This is a genomic window from Natronolimnobius sp. AArcel1 (assembly GCF_011043775.1).
Classification (GTDB): Archaea; Halobacteriota; Halobacteria; order Halobacteriales; family Natrialbaceae; genus Natronolimnobius.
In genome coordinates this window covers 186858-202550 of record NZ_JAAKXY010000006.1, presented here as the reverse complement: position 1 = coordinate 202550, position 15693 = coordinate 186858, and the positions used below count along the sequence as shown (strand labels likewise).

The window sequence follows — 15693 nt, the reverse complement described above, 5'->3', positions numbered from 1 at the left end:
GGCGGCCGCCGAAGTCAGTTCCCGAACCACGGTGGGACGAAATGGGCCGCCCAGGTTATATCGAGGACCGCAGCGAACGCGATGGTGAGCGTCGCGAGGACTGCACCGACGAGTGCGTACTGGATCAGGAGCCTGATTGGGGACGGAACGGTATCAAAAAGCCGTTGCAGCGGCGGCTCCGTCGCGGGTGGGTGTTGTGAGTGTGCCATAGCGGGATATACATGACTACCTGAGAGTCCACTCCTATAATAAATTCGGCACCAGCGCACTGCCCGTTTCACACGTTCGGACCGCCCGTCTCAGGCAATATCTCGGCTCGTGTCGATCTGGACTTCCTCCGTCAACTCGAGTTTGATCGACTCGGTTGGCTGGCCGCCGTTGCGGAACTTCGGAATCGTTAGTCGATTCTCGAGTTCGGTGCCAGTGACCGCCGTTTGGAGGGTAAAGACCGCGTCGGCGGCGTGGTGGGTCCGCGCCCGGTTCTCAGGTTGAGACTCACTCTCGAGGCAGTGCAAAACGGCGACGGAGCCGGTTTCGACCATCCGCGTCTTGAGGTCGTTCAGAAAGGAGACGTAGTCGTCCATCGGTGCACGTTCTAAGACGTCCATCGTGTCGATGATGAGGTTCGCACCTTCGGGAAGGGCGGCAACGAGTTGGCGTGCCTCCTCGAGTGGGTCGTCACCCGTGACGTGACGAATCGTTGGGGAGCCGATAGAGGACGGCGAATCCTCGAGGGCACGTTTGAGGACGGGCTTCGAGCGCTCAGTGGTGATGTACAGTGTCCCACGCGCGGCAGTGAGTTCGTACAGCAGCAGTTCGGACTGGCTGGCTGGAATCGCCGTATACGAGATAACACAGCCCGGGGGCAAGCCGCCGTCAAGTTTCCGGTCGAGTACGTCGATTCCGGTCTCCAACCGATTCTCCATACGGTGGCGACTTGCCACAGTGCCCGCATAATTCTTTGCCTTCGTACTTCGGGCGCTGTTCAGATTAGAGTTTGAACGACTGAGGCAGCGGATCCGTTACGGCTGTGTCAGAATACGACCGCCTCAGCGGGTCTAGCATCGACATCCGGTCATCCATGGTTGGCAGTTTCCATCCCGAAACGAAGGAATTTCCCGGTATTTCTGATTTTCTTACTTCCGGCTGAGCACCATACTAAATGACCTCAAGATGTCCTGATACCGCCAAATAGGATTCCAATAGGTGCCAGTAGAGTGAGTATCCCGAATCCAAGAGCCAAATGCATCAAGCGCTTTCGCTTCTCATATAATTCTGAATCATGTGGATGTTTCCGGATTTGCTGGGACGCCCAGATTACGTAACCGAATAATGAGACAACTAAGCAAGCCCATGAGCCAATCCCTACAACGGTGATCGGAAGCGGAAGCGACGCTCCATCTGGAGGGTTGTACACTATTGCCCAAGCGAAAATCGAAAAGAACGAGAGCATAAACGAACTAGCACCCGCAACAGCCATTTTTCCGAATAACCGTCCGAAACTATCAGGACGGAGACGGGCTATCAGCCGTCCACGCTCCTCTTCAGAGGTGAACTCTTTATACATGTCATTTTATTGAACACATAGGTGTTAAGATAATACTTTCGAACATCTAAACAGGTATTATTCAGATTAGAGTGTGACGGATCGGGATCAATTGCCGTAGACGACCACGGTGAATGGAGGGATTCAAGGGGGTCCCGAGAGCGTACACAAACGAATGCGTCACGATCACCTCATCACGAGCAAACAACTCTCGCGGGCGGATATCGAGACCATCCTCGACCGGGCGGCCGAAATCGACGCTGACCGCGCCGCCGTCGCCGACCGCCACGCGGGATCGTTGCTCGGATTGCTCTTTTTCGAACCGAGCACGCGAACGAAGATGAGCTTCGAAACCGCAATGAAACGCCTCGGTGGCGACGTCGTCGACATGGGCTCGGTTGAATCCTCGAGTGTCAAGAAAGGCGAGACGCTGGCTGATACGGTCCGCGTCATCGAAGGCTACGCCGATGCGCTCGTCTTGCGCCATCCCAAACAGGGGGCCGCGAAGATGGCAAGCGAATACGTCGACGTGCCGCTGTTGAACGCCGGCGACGGGGCGGGACATCACCCGACACAGACGATGCTCGATCTCTATACGATCCGAGAGAACGCGGGTCTCGACGACCTCACCATCGGCATCATGGGCGATCTGAAGTACGGCCGAACGGTTCACTCGCTGGCCCACGCGCTGACAAACTTCGATGCGCGCCAGCACTTCATCAGCCCTGAGAGCCTACAACTTCCGCGAGAGGTCATCTACGACCTCCATCAAGAACAGGACGCCCAGGTCCGCGAACACGAGACGCTCGAGGAGATCCTCCCCTCGCTCGACGTGCTCTACGTGACGCGAATCCAGCGCGAGCGTTTCCCGGACGAAGACGAGTACCAGAAGGTTGCCGGCGAGTACCAGATCGACGAGGACCTTCTCGAGGCGGCGAGCGACGATTTGACGATCATGCACCCGCTGCCACGCGTCGACGAAATCGCGCCCGAAATCGACGGCACCGAGCACGCCGCGTACTTCGAGCAGGCCCACAACGGTGTCCCGGTGCGGATGGCGCTGCTTGATCTGCTGTTGAGCAACGACGGAGGTGACACCGATGAGTGACGATCACGACCACCACGACGGGAACGCGGATCACGAACTGCGCGTCAGCAAGATTCGGGACGGCACCGTTATCGACCACGTGCGCGGCGGGCAGGCACTGAACGTTCTCGCGATTTTGGGCATCGACGGGAGCAGGGGCGAGGAACTGTCTGTCGGGATGAACGTTCCCTCGAATCGGTTCGCGCGCAAAGACATCGTCAAGGTCGAGGACCGAGAGTTGAGCCAGGACGAAGTCGATGTCCTCTCACTGATCGCACCCGAGGCGACGATCAATATCGTTCGGGACTACGAGGTCGTCGAGAAACACCGCGTCGAACGGCCGGAGGTCGTCGTCGACGTTCTCTCCTGCCCGAACGATGGCTGTATCACGACCGGTAACGAGCCCGTAACGTCTCGCTTCGAAGTACTCGAGGATGCGGTTCGCTGTTCGTACTGTGGAACAATTGTCCGCGAGGAGATCGCCTCGTTGATCGATACCGCCTGATCACACACGACCGATCTGTATTTGTGACCGTTCTTCATTTCTAGCAGTCCATCCAGAATATCTAAGTGGGTGACACCCGAAGTATGACGTGTACATGTCGCGCACACTCAAGATTGTGATCGCCCTGTTCGTCATCGCTGTCCTCTGGAAGGTGTTCTCCGGCGGATCTGGAGATGTCGAGATCGACGACGTCGAGTTCGAACCAGCAGAATAACCCGGATACTACCCCTCCGAACCGAACGGCTTACAGGGTCGGCGTCGTACCCTCCACTATGTACGGCGTCGTCACCCGAAACGCCGAGGAAGTCGACTGGCCGGAGTTCGACCACGGATTCTACGAAGTCAAAGACGTGACCGGCCGGTCCGCCGAACCACTCGAGAATGCGGTGAACATGGTGTCGTGTTTCGGCGATAACGCCGCCGCCGATGCAGACCCCTCACTCGTTCCCGTCGATGACATGGGCCGGCCTGCAGACAGGGAACAGCCCTACTTCGACTGGGCGTACATCTGTCCCAGCCGCGAGGACTATCGCGAAGGCCTGCTCGAGATTATCGACGACTGCGTCGCCGAAAACGAGGACGTTCGACTCGACGACATTGGCTTTCCTCGAGGCGAGTACTGTCGCTGTGGCATCTGTGAGCAGCGCTTCGAGGCGAGCGAGTACGACGACCGCCTCGAGTGGCGTGCAGCTGTCATCACGGAGTTTCTCGAGGAGGCCGTCGAGCACATCCCCGGCCGGGTGTACATGACGCTCTATCCTGATCCCTATCCTGGCCACCTCTACGAGCGCGCCGGCATCGATCTCGAGGCACTCGAGCCATATGTCGATGAGTTCGTCGTCCCGCTGTACGATACGGCCTACGAGACGACCTACTGGCTCGAGACGATTGCCAAGGGCTTCGAAACCGCCCTCGAGACGCCGTTTAGCATCGAACTGTACGCGGTCAACGTCGAGATCGAGAACCTGCTCCACGCACTCGAGGTGGCAGAGGCCTATGGCGAGAACGTCTTCTTTGGTTACGACGCGTCGAACGCTCGTGCAGCGTTACGGCGACGCCGGGCGGACGAACGCGAGGGCGAGTCGTTCGGTGAACCGGGGTCCTGAACACAGCGGGACCACTATCTCGAGCGAGCGCGCAAAGAACTGCAGTCGGTGCAGGGTGGTGTACCGACCGTGGGCGATGAGCAAAACAGCGATTGGGAATCGGTTCCGGAACGGTGTGGTGGCGAACAGTGATTATCTGTTGTCGTCGCCGATGAGATCGTCGTCATCATCATCGTCACCGAGTAGCTCGTCGTCGTCATCGTCGCCGATCAGGTCATCATCGTCGTCGTCTATGAGGCCACTATCATCGTCGTCACCGATGAGGTCGTCATCATCGTCACGTCGTGCACGGGTATCGTCATCATCGCCGATGAGGTCATCGTCATCGTCGCTCATGAGGCCGCTATCGTCATCGTCGCCAATGAGATCGTCATCATCATCGTCCATCAGTCCGCTATCGTCATCGTCTCCGATGAGGTCGTCATCGTCGTCGTGTCGTGCACGGGTATCGTCGTCGTCACCGATGAGATCGTCATCATCGTCGTCCATGAGTCCGCTGTCATCGTCATCCCCGAGCAGTCCATCGTCGTCATCATCGCCCATCATACCCGTATCGTCATCGCGGCGCATCTCGCTCTCATCGTCGCCGATGAGGCTGTCATCGTCGTCAGTAATGCCGCCGCCGCGACCCGTGTCCGTTCCAGCGCCCGCGCCTGCGCCGGTGGTTTCGGTCCCGGTCTCTCGACCCATGTCGGAATCTGTGTCCGTGTCAGTATCCATCGCCGAATCGCTCGTTCCCATCCCCCTATCTGCTGTCTCATCGCCCATCGACCCGGCTCCGGCACCCGCACTGGTACTCGTTCCGGCGTCCGTTCCTCGTCCCTGCAGATCACTCTCGAGGTGGACCTCGTCGTCGGTCACCTGCGACACGGCTTCGTGCTGCAGCGGATACGCATCGTCATCAGTGCCGCCCCAGCCGAGTTTGGCCTTGATCGTATCCGTAATGCCGGGGTCTGGTTCAACGTGTGCAGTCCCGTGGTCGACATCTGCAACGATGCCGACGTCTTCGCCGTTTGCATTGATAACCGTCTTGCCGATGTCGTCGTCGGTAAACTCTGGGCTCATTACGATGTGAGTGTCAACGGATTCGTCCATGATGGTGGTGCTTGCGGTAGCTTGCGACGGAATAACAAGATCGTTCCTGCGACTCGAGTCTATACGTCAAACTCCGGCTGACGGCCCTCGATGAACGCGGTAACGCCTTCCTCGTGGGCATCGCTGTGGCGTGCCTGAACCTGCAGCATAGTCTCGTACTCGAGGGCGTCATCCCAGGGCCGGCCCATGTTTTCGTGCAGCGCCTGCTTCGTCATGCCGATCACGTCGGTTGGCCGACGACCAAGTCGCTCGACTGTCTCTGTGACTCGCTCCTCGAGGTCGGCAGACGAGACTGCCTCGTTGATCAGGTCGATCTCGGCGGCGTACTCCGCGTCGAAAAATTCGCCGGTAAAGGCGAGTTTCTTCGCTGTTCGCAGCCCGACAAGTCGCGGGAGCATGAACGTCCCGCCGGTGTCCGGAATGAGGCCAACGCGGACGAACGCACAGGAAAATGTTGATTCCGTCGACGCGTAGGCAATATCCGACAGTGCTGCAATCGCTAACCCGGCGCCAACGGCGTCACCGTCAATTTTCGCGACAATTGGGACTGGACATTCGAGCATGGCTTCGACGACCTGTCCGAAACTGTCGGTGATCGCCTCGTACTCGGCACGCGGCGCGTCAGGGCCTGCTGTCATCGCTTCGAGGTCCCCACCGGCGCTGAAGGCGTCGCCCTCACCCGAGAGGACGATTGCATCGTACTCTGCAGGCGAAACGTCTGAGAGTAACTCGACGAGTTGTTCGGCGACGGCTTTCGAAATCGCGTTTCGGACACCGGGACGATCGAACGTCAGCTCGAGGACGCCATCACTGGAATCGACGTGCATACTCGAGTCTCCGCCTCGAGGCTCTTATATCGTCTGCTGTAGCGAGTGAGGCTGTCGCTGCGGGTGAGCAGGTGAGAGTGCGGGTAGGACAGGAGTGGCCGTAATAGAGAATCGATCAGATACGGCCGCGGGGGAGCGGACGGGGCAGGGGACGGTCAGATGGGAACTGGTATCTCAGTCGGATGGCATCGGCGGCGCGGTCGTCTCCTCTTCGGCGACGTTGAGTTCGGAGGTGACCAGCGCGCGGTAGGCACGGCGAAGTCGCTCCGAGAGCGCCTGATGCGAGATGCCGAGTTCGTCCGAGAGTTCCTGCATCGACACTTCACGCGGGATTTCGAAGTAGCCGTGATCGATGGCCGCGACCAGGGTTTCGTACTGTCGGGAGGTAAGCCCACACTGCGAGTGAGTCTCCTCGGCCATATCGAACAGACGGACGATGGTCGGGCCAACGTCGTTGTCGACCAGCCGGTCGTATAGCGTGCTGACGTTCTCGCGGTCGACAACGCGGACGCTCAGTAGCCACGAGCCGTTCGACGCCGACGCGGACAACACCGTCCCGCCCTCCTCAAGGACGACTGTGAACGGATCGACCGTCTCGGGATCGAACTCGATGTCGTAGAGCCAGCGGTCGGTATCCTCGCTGACCAGCGCGTAGTCGTCGACCTCGCTCGAGGTCGCAAGCGCGTGTTCGATTTCGTCTTGCGTCGCACCCGAAAGCCACAGGCAGTGGCCGCTCGAGGCGATGACGCGTTCCATCTCACAACTCAACGAGGGGACTGCCTCGAAGAGTTCGCCCAGTCCGGTACCAGTGGCCGGAATTTCGATGTCTGCGATCGATGTCATGATTCCGTCTATCAGTACAGCAGGAACTGCATTAATCTCACTTCCAAAGTGGTTAGAAACGATTAGGCCGACTTTCATCATCCCTTACCGCTTCTTTCTGGACGAACATACAGTCACAGCTGCCGAGGTGTTCCGACTAGCAACTGAACCGCAATGGTGACCGCGAGTGTAATCGCAATCAGCGCAAGCGCTATCGGAACGATTGCCTCGAGTCCGTGCGAGATGTATGAGACGCGAATCTGCGTTGGCATCGTCCGCGGGTTGTACGCGACCATCATCGTCGCACCAAACTCGCCGATTGCGCGGACGAACGTAAGAATAATTCCAGCCCCGATGGCGTTGCGTGCGAGCGGCAGTGACACCAGCCGCGCCGTCTCGAGCGGTCCGTAGCCCATCGTTCGCGCAGCCTCCTCGAGTCGGCGGTCGACACTATCGAAACCGGCTTTCGCAGTGACCACGAGGAAGGGCGCAGCAACGAACGTCTGAGCGAGAATTACCCCGGCGTGACTGCCCGTCAGCGGATAGCCAAGCGCTGCGGCCGCCGCGCCGATCGGCGTATACCGGCCTACGACGGTCAGTAACACGACGCCGCCGACGATCGGCGGGAGGACAAGTGGAATCAACACGGCCGCCTCGAGCAGTCGTTTTCCGCGAAACGAGGCTCTCGAGAGGACGTACGCCAGTGGGACGCCAAAGACGGTCGCAATCGCCGTCGAAATAGGTGCCGTCAGGAGTGACGACTGGATCGCTTGCTGGACGGTCGGATCGGCCAGCCCCGAGAGCACGTCGACTGACCCGACCTGCAGGAAGAAGACGGCAAAGGGGACAATGAAGTAGCCGAGCAACACCGCCCCCAGCAGGGCAGGAATCGCCAGCCCAGACGGAAGCCAGCGAGTGACAGTCCGTGTGGCAAGCGGCGCAGTTTGGGATGCTGAATCCGTCTCTGTGGCTGGCGCCGGAGTCGCCCCTCGCTCGAGTGCATCGTCTTCGTCGCCGTTCGCTGGCGAATCCGAGCGAGACGGAGAGTTCGAAGACGACGACCGCTTTCGATTAGTGTCTGTGGTCATAGTCGGACCTCCGCAGGAACCGAGCCGTTTGGCTGTGGAAACGTTTCGTCGACGCGAAGCCCCTGCTCGCGGAGTATCGTGGGATTCGACGCTAAAAACGAGATGAATTCGCGGCCGGCATCGGGTCGGTCCGCTGCTTCCGGCACCGTCGCGTTGTACACGGTCGATGACCCCCTCGTCTCGTAGCCGTCGTCCGTCGTATAGCTGGCGTCGGCATAGTGGTCGTCGTACGCCGGATTCCCGAAGTTGTACGCATCGGGTAACTCGAGAAACGGGAGTCCGTGATCGGCCGCCATGTTCCGGTAGGCAACCGCACAGGCGCGATCACCCGCCTCAATGCCCGCGAGCAACTGGGGTTCGTCTGGTTCCCAGTAGGTTCGCTCGAGGAGCTGTTCGCGAAAGCCCTCGAGATCGTACTCGCGCTCAGCCAGTTCGAACAGGTGGACAGCGCGATATCCAAGTGGATCGAGATCGGGGTCACTGATCGCGATTTCGTTGGTCTCGGCGTCTGCAAACACCTCGTACCAGGGCTCACCAGCCGCAAGCCGCTCGCCGAGGTCTGTCTCCGGTTCGTAGGCGATCCCGACCTCGTTGGCTGCAAACGAGAGGTCCCACGACGTATACTCCGGGATGAGTCGGTCGCGAAGCAGTGACACGTCGGCGCTGATCACCACGTCCGGATGTGCACTGGCGTCTTCGACCATCCGCATCACGACGTTCGAGCCGTGATACTCGCCCTCGAGAGCAATTCCCGTCTGGTCGTGAAAGGCCCGTCCGAGATCCGTCTCGAGTGCGACTGCGAGACTGCCTGCTGCGAGCACCCGAACCCGGTCGCTATCGGCGAGACAGCCGGCAGTACTGCCGACCGCTGTTCCGGCGGCCCCAGCGAGGACGGCACGCCGACTCCATCGCCCAGCCGAGTGCCAGTCACGACTGTCCATACTGGGTACTCGAGCATGGCCCGCAATATAACCAATAGTCGTTCCTATGGCATGGGAAAATAACCAGATCTAGTTTCAGATTGGTGTGGCAAGATCACCAGTCACGCGAACAGCCGGACGCGATGACTCACTCTGACGTGCTGGACGCTCCTTTCTCGTCCCACGCTTCGAGCGATGTGATTGCCTCCACGAGCGCCTCGAGACCATCGTCACGGTGGCCAAGTACGGACCCACCAACGTCGGCAGGCGAGCGCTCGCCGACGAGAATCGTCGGCAATGGGGCCGCAGTGAACCCCTCCACGAGGACGATATCGTATCCACGACGCTCGAGGCGGGCAAGCGCCGCCCCAAGTGCCTGTTGCTCAGGATCATCCTCGAGACGTTCTGCGACCGAGTCGGGGACAGCCGGCGGCTCTCGTTTGCCCTGACTCGAGATTTCGAACGTGAGTTCAGGCGTGATCCCGACGACGGTTTCGGCGCCGGCCGTGCGATGACGATGCGTATCTGCACCTGGCGTATCGATCTCGATATCGTGATGGATGGATTTGACGGTCCCAACGCGAGTCTCGTCGTCTGTGAGGCGTGGGACGAGTTCTTCAACGAGTGTCGTCTTACCCGAGTCACTCGGGCCGACGAGAGAGATGACTTTCATGGTTGGCGTACCCAACTGATTCGAGTGGCGAGTGTCCTGCGTTGGTTCATAGGACGGGTTCAAGCGCCGTTGTAAAGGGTTGGTCGGCTTCGAACGGAGACAGACGTTCGCGTTCAAAAAGCGACTGGTGAATCGGACCTGATTCGCCTCTCAGTTCGGTCCAGGGCCGCGACCGGCATCGACGCCGTTGGTGCCACCGGGTGCGTTCGGCAGTGAGGGATTCTGCCCCGGTATATCGTCGATACCACAGCCATTACAGCGAAAGTCTCCCTCCTCGTCACCGCCGAGGAAATGCTCCGTCGGCGACGGCGGTGTCTCCGGGAAGACGGTCGGCTCTGCACCGAATCGCTCCGCGTCCGCGGCGATCAGTTCGTCACACAGCGCGGCAAACGCCCGGTAAAACGCCACGTCAGTTCCCTCTTCGACCGTCGTACGGAACTGTGGAATCCACCGTCCGAGGTGATCCTCGAGGAAATCCTCCTGGGCGTTCTCGAGAATCGTCACACCCTGCTTATCGTCATCGAGTGCAAGTCCGGCCGTCTGGAGCGCCAGATGCGAGACGAACTCGAGTTCGAGACAGAGGTGGTCGGAGCGATCACGCCGCCCATCCACTTTCTCGAGCCCGAACGCGTTGTAGAACCCCGAGAGATCGGCGATCGTATCTGTACTGGTGAGCACTGTCCCGGTACTGTACTCGATCTCATACTGTGAAATCTCACCACCGTGTTCGAACCCGAAGATCGTCGAATACTGTGTCGCGAGGTCGTCGACGCCAGCCGGCTCCGTCGGACTTGCTTCGGCGATCGTTTCAGCGTGCTCGAGCAGGGCCTCAGACTCGAGCGCGCGGGCCGACTCGACCAGTTGCTGTTGAAACTCGCCGCGCTCGAGGGCGGCGCTGAGTTCGTCACTGGGGCGGTCAAACGCCAGTGACGCGAGTTTGTACAGTCGTGCGCGGTGGACGTGTTGGTGTGGATCCATAGTGTCGTGATCGTGGGGGTGGTGGGTGGGCGGTTCGATTACGTTACGTCGAGTCGGTAAACGTCGTTCGCTGCGTCGTATGAGTCGCGTTCGTACTGTGGTTCCTCCATCGGCACGCGGGCGACGGTCGAGCCGCTGCCGTCGTAGCCGATGGCCTCCTCATCAGTGACCTCGAACTCCTCGACGCGCCATTCGGTCGAGCCCATCAGGTGCAGGAGGCCGCGCAAGTCGCGGTGTTCTTCGGCGCCGTTCATCGCCTCGCGGTAGGTTTCGATGGCATCTTCGACGCCCGGCCCGAACATCTGGAACAGGTAGTCCGTCGGGACGTTGATCGGTGGCACGTAGTAGACGTTTGGCTCTAAGCCGAGCTGAGGGTACAGCGGCAGTGCGACTTCCTTTTCGTGAACGAGGAAGTCGATGGGGTTCGAGGCATCGTAGTCTTCGAGCGGGTTGATCCAACCGTGTTGGCGGATCTTTCCGAGGCAGTTCTCGAAACACTGTGGAACGAGCCCTTCCTCGATCTTCGGGTAGCAGCCAACACACTTCTGTGAGCGCTGCTCGGCAGGGTTGTAGATCGACTTCCCGTATGGGCAGGCACGAACACACTCCTGCAGCGCCTCACAGCTATCCTCGTCGATGAGAACAATGCCGTCCTGCGAACGCTTGTAGGCCGCCTGAACCGGGCAGCCGCCGGCACAGGCCGCGAACGTGCAGTGGTTGCAGATCCGCGGCAAGTAGAAGAACCACATCGGGTGTGGGTTCTCCTCAATGTGCGTGTCAGCCTCGATATCTTCGCCTGCCGGTTCGTCCTCGCCGAGGTTCGGGTACGCCCAGTCTTCGTCGTCTGGACGGTAGCCCTCAATTCCCTCGCCATGGAAGTTACTCGGATCGTCATCGACCAGCATGTCGTCCCAGTTGATGTCGTTGGCCTCGAAGATCGTATCACCGTCGTAGACGCCGTCGGAGCCCCACTCCTGATAGTCGAGTGCCTCGAGGATCTCGACGTCCCAGCCGACAGGGTGCGAGCCGTAGGGTTTGGTCTCGACGTTGTTCCAGAACATGTGCTCTTGGCCCTCGCCGTGGGTCCACGTGGTCTTACACGAGAGCGTACATGTTTGGCATGCGATGCATTTGTTGATGTCGAATACTGCGCCCCACTGCCGGTCCGGTCGGGACTCGGCGTAGGGGAATTCCATCTCGCGTCCGATCTGCCAGTTGTATACTTCTGCCATTGGTAGTCACCTCGTCGTTAGTCGTCGGATTGGCTGACGAAGCCGCCGCTCAGGTAGTCGTTCATTCGGTCATTCTCGCCGCTAGGTCGCAAGCCCTTGCGGTCGGGCATCCACTGTTCTTCGTCCTCGTCGTGGGCGGCGTCCTCGGCCTTCTCGACCTTGACGAACGCCTCCTTTGGTGCGCCGTTGGCGACGTGGACGTCCATCTCGAAGCCAACATCGACGTTCTGGCCGCCGTAGTTTTTCCGGGCCATATCGTCGGTCAGCAGGGTCGGCCGGAACCAGGTACGTGTCGCACTCTGGTGGCTGCCCTGACGGTACAGCGACTGGTAATCCGTCTCCTCGTTTTTCGCCAGCCCGTCGCCTTCCTCGCCGTCAGGATCGTGAGCTTCAACGGTTCCGTGAGAGGCACCGTTTAGGTTCATCCAGCTCCGGGTGACGCCCTCGGGCATCGCCGGCTGGCTGCGAACGCGCATCTTTGCGCGGGCGTAGTTGTCCTCGTCTTCGGAGTCCGCACCGCGATATGGCCGATCCTCAGGGTCAGCGTCGACCCAGACGTAGTCGCCATCGTTGAACCCTTCCGCGTCCATATCCGCGGGGTTCATTTCGATGTAGCCCTCGCCGTAGTAGGGACTGCGCTCGTCGTGGCGTTCCATGTCACCGAACGGACCCCACCACACCGCGATGTTGGGCAGCGAGTTCGCGAAGGTGTGGGTCCCGTGGCGGTACTTCGGCGTCATGTAGCTGTAGTCGAAGCCCTCGTCGAGTTCCTTGAGCGGGTGCTCAGTCTCGAGGAGTTCCTCGGGCGTGTAGATCCGGTTGCGAACCTGGCGAGCGTCGCCGTCGCGGCGATCCTCGTCCCAGCCCAAGTCCTCGGGCGTGTCCGGATCGATCATCGGGTGATCGTCACCGGAAACGATCGCGTTCGGCTCGTAGAAGGTCCCGTCCATCGGCTCACGGTGGAGCGGAATGTTCTCGCCAGCCTCTGCGAACATGTCCTCCTCGCGGAAGAACTCGAGGCGACCCGTCTTCGTGTACCACGGCCGGTCGTCAAGCGCCTGCTCGGAGCCGACCTTTTTCGGGTACGTGCGGGTCTGGATGATCTTCGGGATACCTTCTTCGGCCTCTTCTAACATCTCGTCGATGTCGTAGCCCTTGACCGTGTTCGAGTGATCGATAATCCGCTGGAGGTACGGCTTGGCCGTGTGTTCGTCGTCGATGAACGTCCAGTAGTCGGTGAACCGGTCGTCATCGAGGAGGTCACCGAGCGCTTCCGCGACGCCCGCATAGATTTCAGCGTCGTTGCGGGTGTCGTAGATGCGTTCCATCTGGGTCGTGGGCATCGCCATCACGAACGGGTTCGTCACTGCCGCGGTGAGGTCGTTCTGGTGGTGCTCGGCCCACGAGTCCGCGGGGAAGACGATATCGGAGTACTCGCAGGTTCCCGTCCACCACCACTCGTTGGTGAAGAAGGCCTCGATCCGGCCGTTCCGGAGCATGTTCTCGATGATATCGTAGGAACCCTTCGCGTTGCCAAGGATCGAGTTCGAACCGGAGACCCACAGCAGCTTCGTCGGCGTCGGCATGTGCGAGTCGCCCATGTGGTACTCGCCTTCGACCTTCAGCGGCCGGTCACCGTGAGAGTACCAGTGAGCCGACTGCGCCGTCGTCGTGTTCCGGATATCGACGTCCGTCACGTCGGGGTCGGTTTCGGGGTTGAACGGATCCTCGTAGATCCACTGATCACGGCCGTTGAAGTACGCACCACGGTAGTTCCCTGCGTAACTGCCGACGTTGCCTGCGTGCTGACCTATATTGCTCGTCAGCGACGCCAGCAAGAAGACCGCGCGGTCTTTCTGGTCCTGATTCGTGTAGTGGTTTGGCCCCATCCCGGTCAGGATGAGCGTCTCCTCCTGAGCATCCGCACAGTCAGCTGCGAGGTTCTCGACGGCTTCCGGCGAGCAGCCCGTGACCTCGGCAACGTCTTCTGCATCCCAGGTGTCCTCGAGATGTTGCTTGATCAGGTCAAACACCGGGCGGACCTCCACCGTCTCGCCATCGACCGTCTCCACCTCGAAGCTTCCCTCGAGTGCGGCAGGGACGTCGAAGTCATCGCCGATCTCATCACGGGTGACCGGCTCGAGGTCGTCGGTGTCTTCGTCGTAGACGACGAAATCGCCCCATTCCTCGCGGAGGTCTTCGGTGAGGATCTGTTCCCAGATGTCCGTCGTGCCTTCGCCCGGGCGCTCGTCGTCGTCCCCGACGACGTTCGTCTTTTCCAGCTCTTCGGATTCGTAGCCCTCGATGACGTCGCTCGCGCGAAGCAGCTTTTTGTCGTCCATCCGGACGAGCATCGGGAGGTCGGTGTTCCGGCGGACGTAGTCGTCGTACAGGCCCTCCTCCATGATGATCTTGGCTGCACCAAGGAAGAGCGCGGAGTCGGTTGCTGGCCGGATGACCATCAGTTCGTCACACTTTGAGGCGGTCGCGTTGTAGTCGGTAAAGACGCCGGTGACTTTCGTGCCCTTCAGTCTGGCTTCGGTCAACCAGTGGCAGTCGGCCATCTTCGTCGTCAGGAAGTTGATCCCCGCGAGCACGACGTGGTCGGCATACTCGACGTTGACGAGGTCGAAGTCGACTGTCTGCTGGCCCGTGACCATCGTGTGGCCCGGCGGCAAGTCAGTGTGCCAGGAGTAGTTATCCAGGCCGACGCCGCCGACGGCTTCGTCGGGGCCGACATCACGGATGTGCTGATCGACCAGCGACATCTGGTTCGCGACACGATACATGCCCATCAGCCGGATCATGCCAAGCAGGGGCATCCCGCCGCGGAACTTCAGGGTCTGCGTGCCGACGCCGCCAGTTTCCTCGACGACGCGCTCGTCGTAATCCTGTTCTAAGAGGTCCTGTACGCCATCGTCACCGTTGTAATGGTCGGCGATCTCGAGGATTGCTTGGGCGGCGAGTTCGTACGCCTCGTCGAACTCCATCTCGACCCAGCTATCCTCGCCACGGTTGGCGTACTCCTCAGGCATCGAGCCGTCGTCCTCCCGCGGGAAGTCATCCTCGACCCATTCGCGGAAACCCTCGCGGACCATCGGGGCCTGCACCCGCTGATCGCTGTAAAATCGCTCGATCATCGCGAGGCCCTTGTTACAGACTCGCGGATCCCAACGCTGGGTCGCCTGCTCGCCCTCGAGGCCTTCGGCTTCGCCGTAATTCATCGACGGGCCGAGGCGAGTAACTTCGCCGTTTTTCACCGAGGCCTCGAGATAGCAGTTGTGAGTGTCGTTTGGCGTACACGTGAGGATGTACGAGTCATCAGGCTCCCACACGTCGCGATAGTGTTCTTCCCAGTCTTCGTTCGGGTACTCTTCGAAGGGATTCAGGGTGTCGTCATCGTCTTCGTCGGCGTCGGCCGTCTCCTCCTGACCGAGCCGTCGATACCCGAGGAGTCCAAGCCCCGAGGCGCCGGCAATACCAGCTGCCGCGGCGGTGAGTTCGCGTCGCGTCAGATCAAGTCCGGACTCTGCGTCCGGGTCAGTATCATCAGTACTCATGGAACCACCTCGCACCGGTGTGAAGATAGTCGGCGGGCGATACAGCCGCCCTCCAGCGGGGAGCGTGTCGTCGTGAAGTGGATCGTCCCTGTACCATGCACACCCGGACCTGCGCTCTCTACCCTTAAACTGAGAAGGCGGTTTCCCACGTATTGGGGACTCTGCGGCCAAATCCCTTCCAATAGTGGTTCTTTATATGCGCCCCTGAGGATCGCAATTAGCGCAATGCTGACTGGGCAGCCAAAACGCGAATA

14 protein-coding genes are annotated in these 15693 nt (G+C 60.2%); 3 read left to right on the top strand and 11 right to left on the bottom strand.

From position 1 onward, the window contains the following. Nucleotides 1-14: 14 nt before the first annotated feature. The gene (locus G6M89_RS18650) at nt 15-209 is read right to left on the bottom strand and encodes a hypothetical protein (protein ID WP_165163414.1); all 195 of its coding nucleotides are present in this window, start codon (nt 207-209) and stop codon (nt 15-17) included. 90 nt (nt 210-299) lie between these two features. Next, a complete protein-coding gene (locus tag G6M89_RS18645; protein ID WP_165163413.1) occupies nt 300-926 on the bottom strand; it encodes a transcriptional regulator in 627 nt (208 codons plus the stop codon). A gap of 795 nt (nt 927-1721) precedes the next feature. Here G6M89_RS18645 and pyrB point away from each other — a divergent pair. From pyrB to G6M89_RS18630, 3 genes are all read left to right on the top strand, one after another. Beyond that, complete coding sequence (gene pyrB / locus G6M89_RS18640; RefSeq protein WP_165163412.1) at nt 1722-2654, top strand: aspartate carbamoyltransferase; 933 nt, start codon at nt 1722-1724, stop codon at nt 2652-2654. Beyond that, a complete protein-coding gene (gene pyrI / locus G6M89_RS18635; protein ID WP_165163411.1) occupies nt 2647-3138 on the top strand; it encodes an aspartate carbamoyltransferase regulatory subunit in 492 nt (163 codons plus the stop codon). Before pyrB ends, pyrI begins: the two co-directional genes overlap by 8 nt. A gap of 272 nt (nt 3139-3410) precedes the next feature. After that, nucleotides 3411-4244, top strand: coding sequence for a hypothetical protein (locus G6M89_RS18630; RefSeq protein WP_165163410.1), 834 nt, complete (start codon nt 3411-3413; stop codon nt 4242-4244). A 132-nt stretch (nt 4245-4376) separates the two neighbouring features. Here the strand turns inward: G6M89_RS18630 and G6M89_RS18625 are convergent, their stop codons facing one another. The 9 genes from G6M89_RS18625 to G6M89_RS18585 all read right to left on the bottom strand — a co-directional run bounded on the left by G6M89_RS18625 (nt 4377) and on the right by G6M89_RS18585 (nt 15439). Further along, entirely contained in the window at nt 4377-5309 is a 933-nt protein-coding gene (locus G6M89_RS18625) for a PRC-barrel domain containing protein (RefSeq protein WP_165163409.1), read from the bottom strand. An 89-nt stretch (nt 5310-5398) separates the two neighbouring features. Continuing rightward, nucleotides 5399-6166 (bottom strand): enoyl-CoA hydratase/isomerase family protein, encoded by a 768-nt coding sequence (locus G6M89_RS18620; RefSeq protein ID WP_165163408.1) that lies wholly within the window; start codon nt 6164-6166, stop codon nt 5399-5401. Between the two features lie 174 nt (nt 6167-6340). Next, nucleotides 6341-7009, bottom strand: a complete 669-nt coding sequence (locus tag G6M89_RS18615; RefSeq protein WP_165163407.1) for a helix-turn-helix domain-containing protein — start codon at nt 7007-7009, stop codon at nt 6341-6343. 113 nt (nt 7010-7122) lie between these two features. After that, entirely contained in the window at nt 7123-8076 is a 954-nt protein-coding gene (locus tag G6M89_RS18610) for an ABC transporter permease (protein ID WP_165163406.1), read from the bottom strand. Further along, entirely contained in the window at nt 8073-9017 is a 945-nt protein-coding gene (locus G6M89_RS18605) for an extracellular solute-binding protein (protein ID WP_165163405.1), read from the bottom strand. The genes G6M89_RS18610 and G6M89_RS18605 overlap by 4 nt, the downstream gene beginning before the upstream one ends. Nucleotides 9018-9144: 127 nt before the next feature. Beyond that, entirely contained in the window at nt 9145-9669 is a 525-nt protein-coding gene (gene mobB, locus G6M89_RS18600; protein ID WP_165163404.1) for a molybdopterin-guanine dinucleotide biosynthesis protein B, read from the bottom strand. Nucleotides 9670-9819: 150 nt separating this feature from the next. Further along, nucleotides 9820-10647, bottom strand: a complete 828-nt coding sequence (locus tag G6M89_RS18595) for a molecular chaperone (protein ID WP_165163403.1) — start codon at nt 10645-10647, stop codon at nt 9820-9822. 38 nt (nt 10648-10685) lie between these two features. After that, nucleotides 10686-11879 (bottom strand): 4Fe-4S dicluster domain-containing protein, encoded by a 1194-nt coding sequence (locus G6M89_RS18590; protein WP_165163402.1) that lies wholly within the window; start codon nt 11877-11879, stop codon nt 10686-10688. Between the two features lie 17 nt (nt 11880-11896). Next, nucleotides 11897-15439, bottom strand: a complete 3543-nt coding sequence (locus G6M89_RS18585; protein ID WP_165163401.1) for a molybdopterin-dependent oxidoreductase — start codon at nt 15437-15439, stop codon at nt 11897-11899. Between the last annotated feature and the right edge of the window lie 254 nt (nt 15440-15693).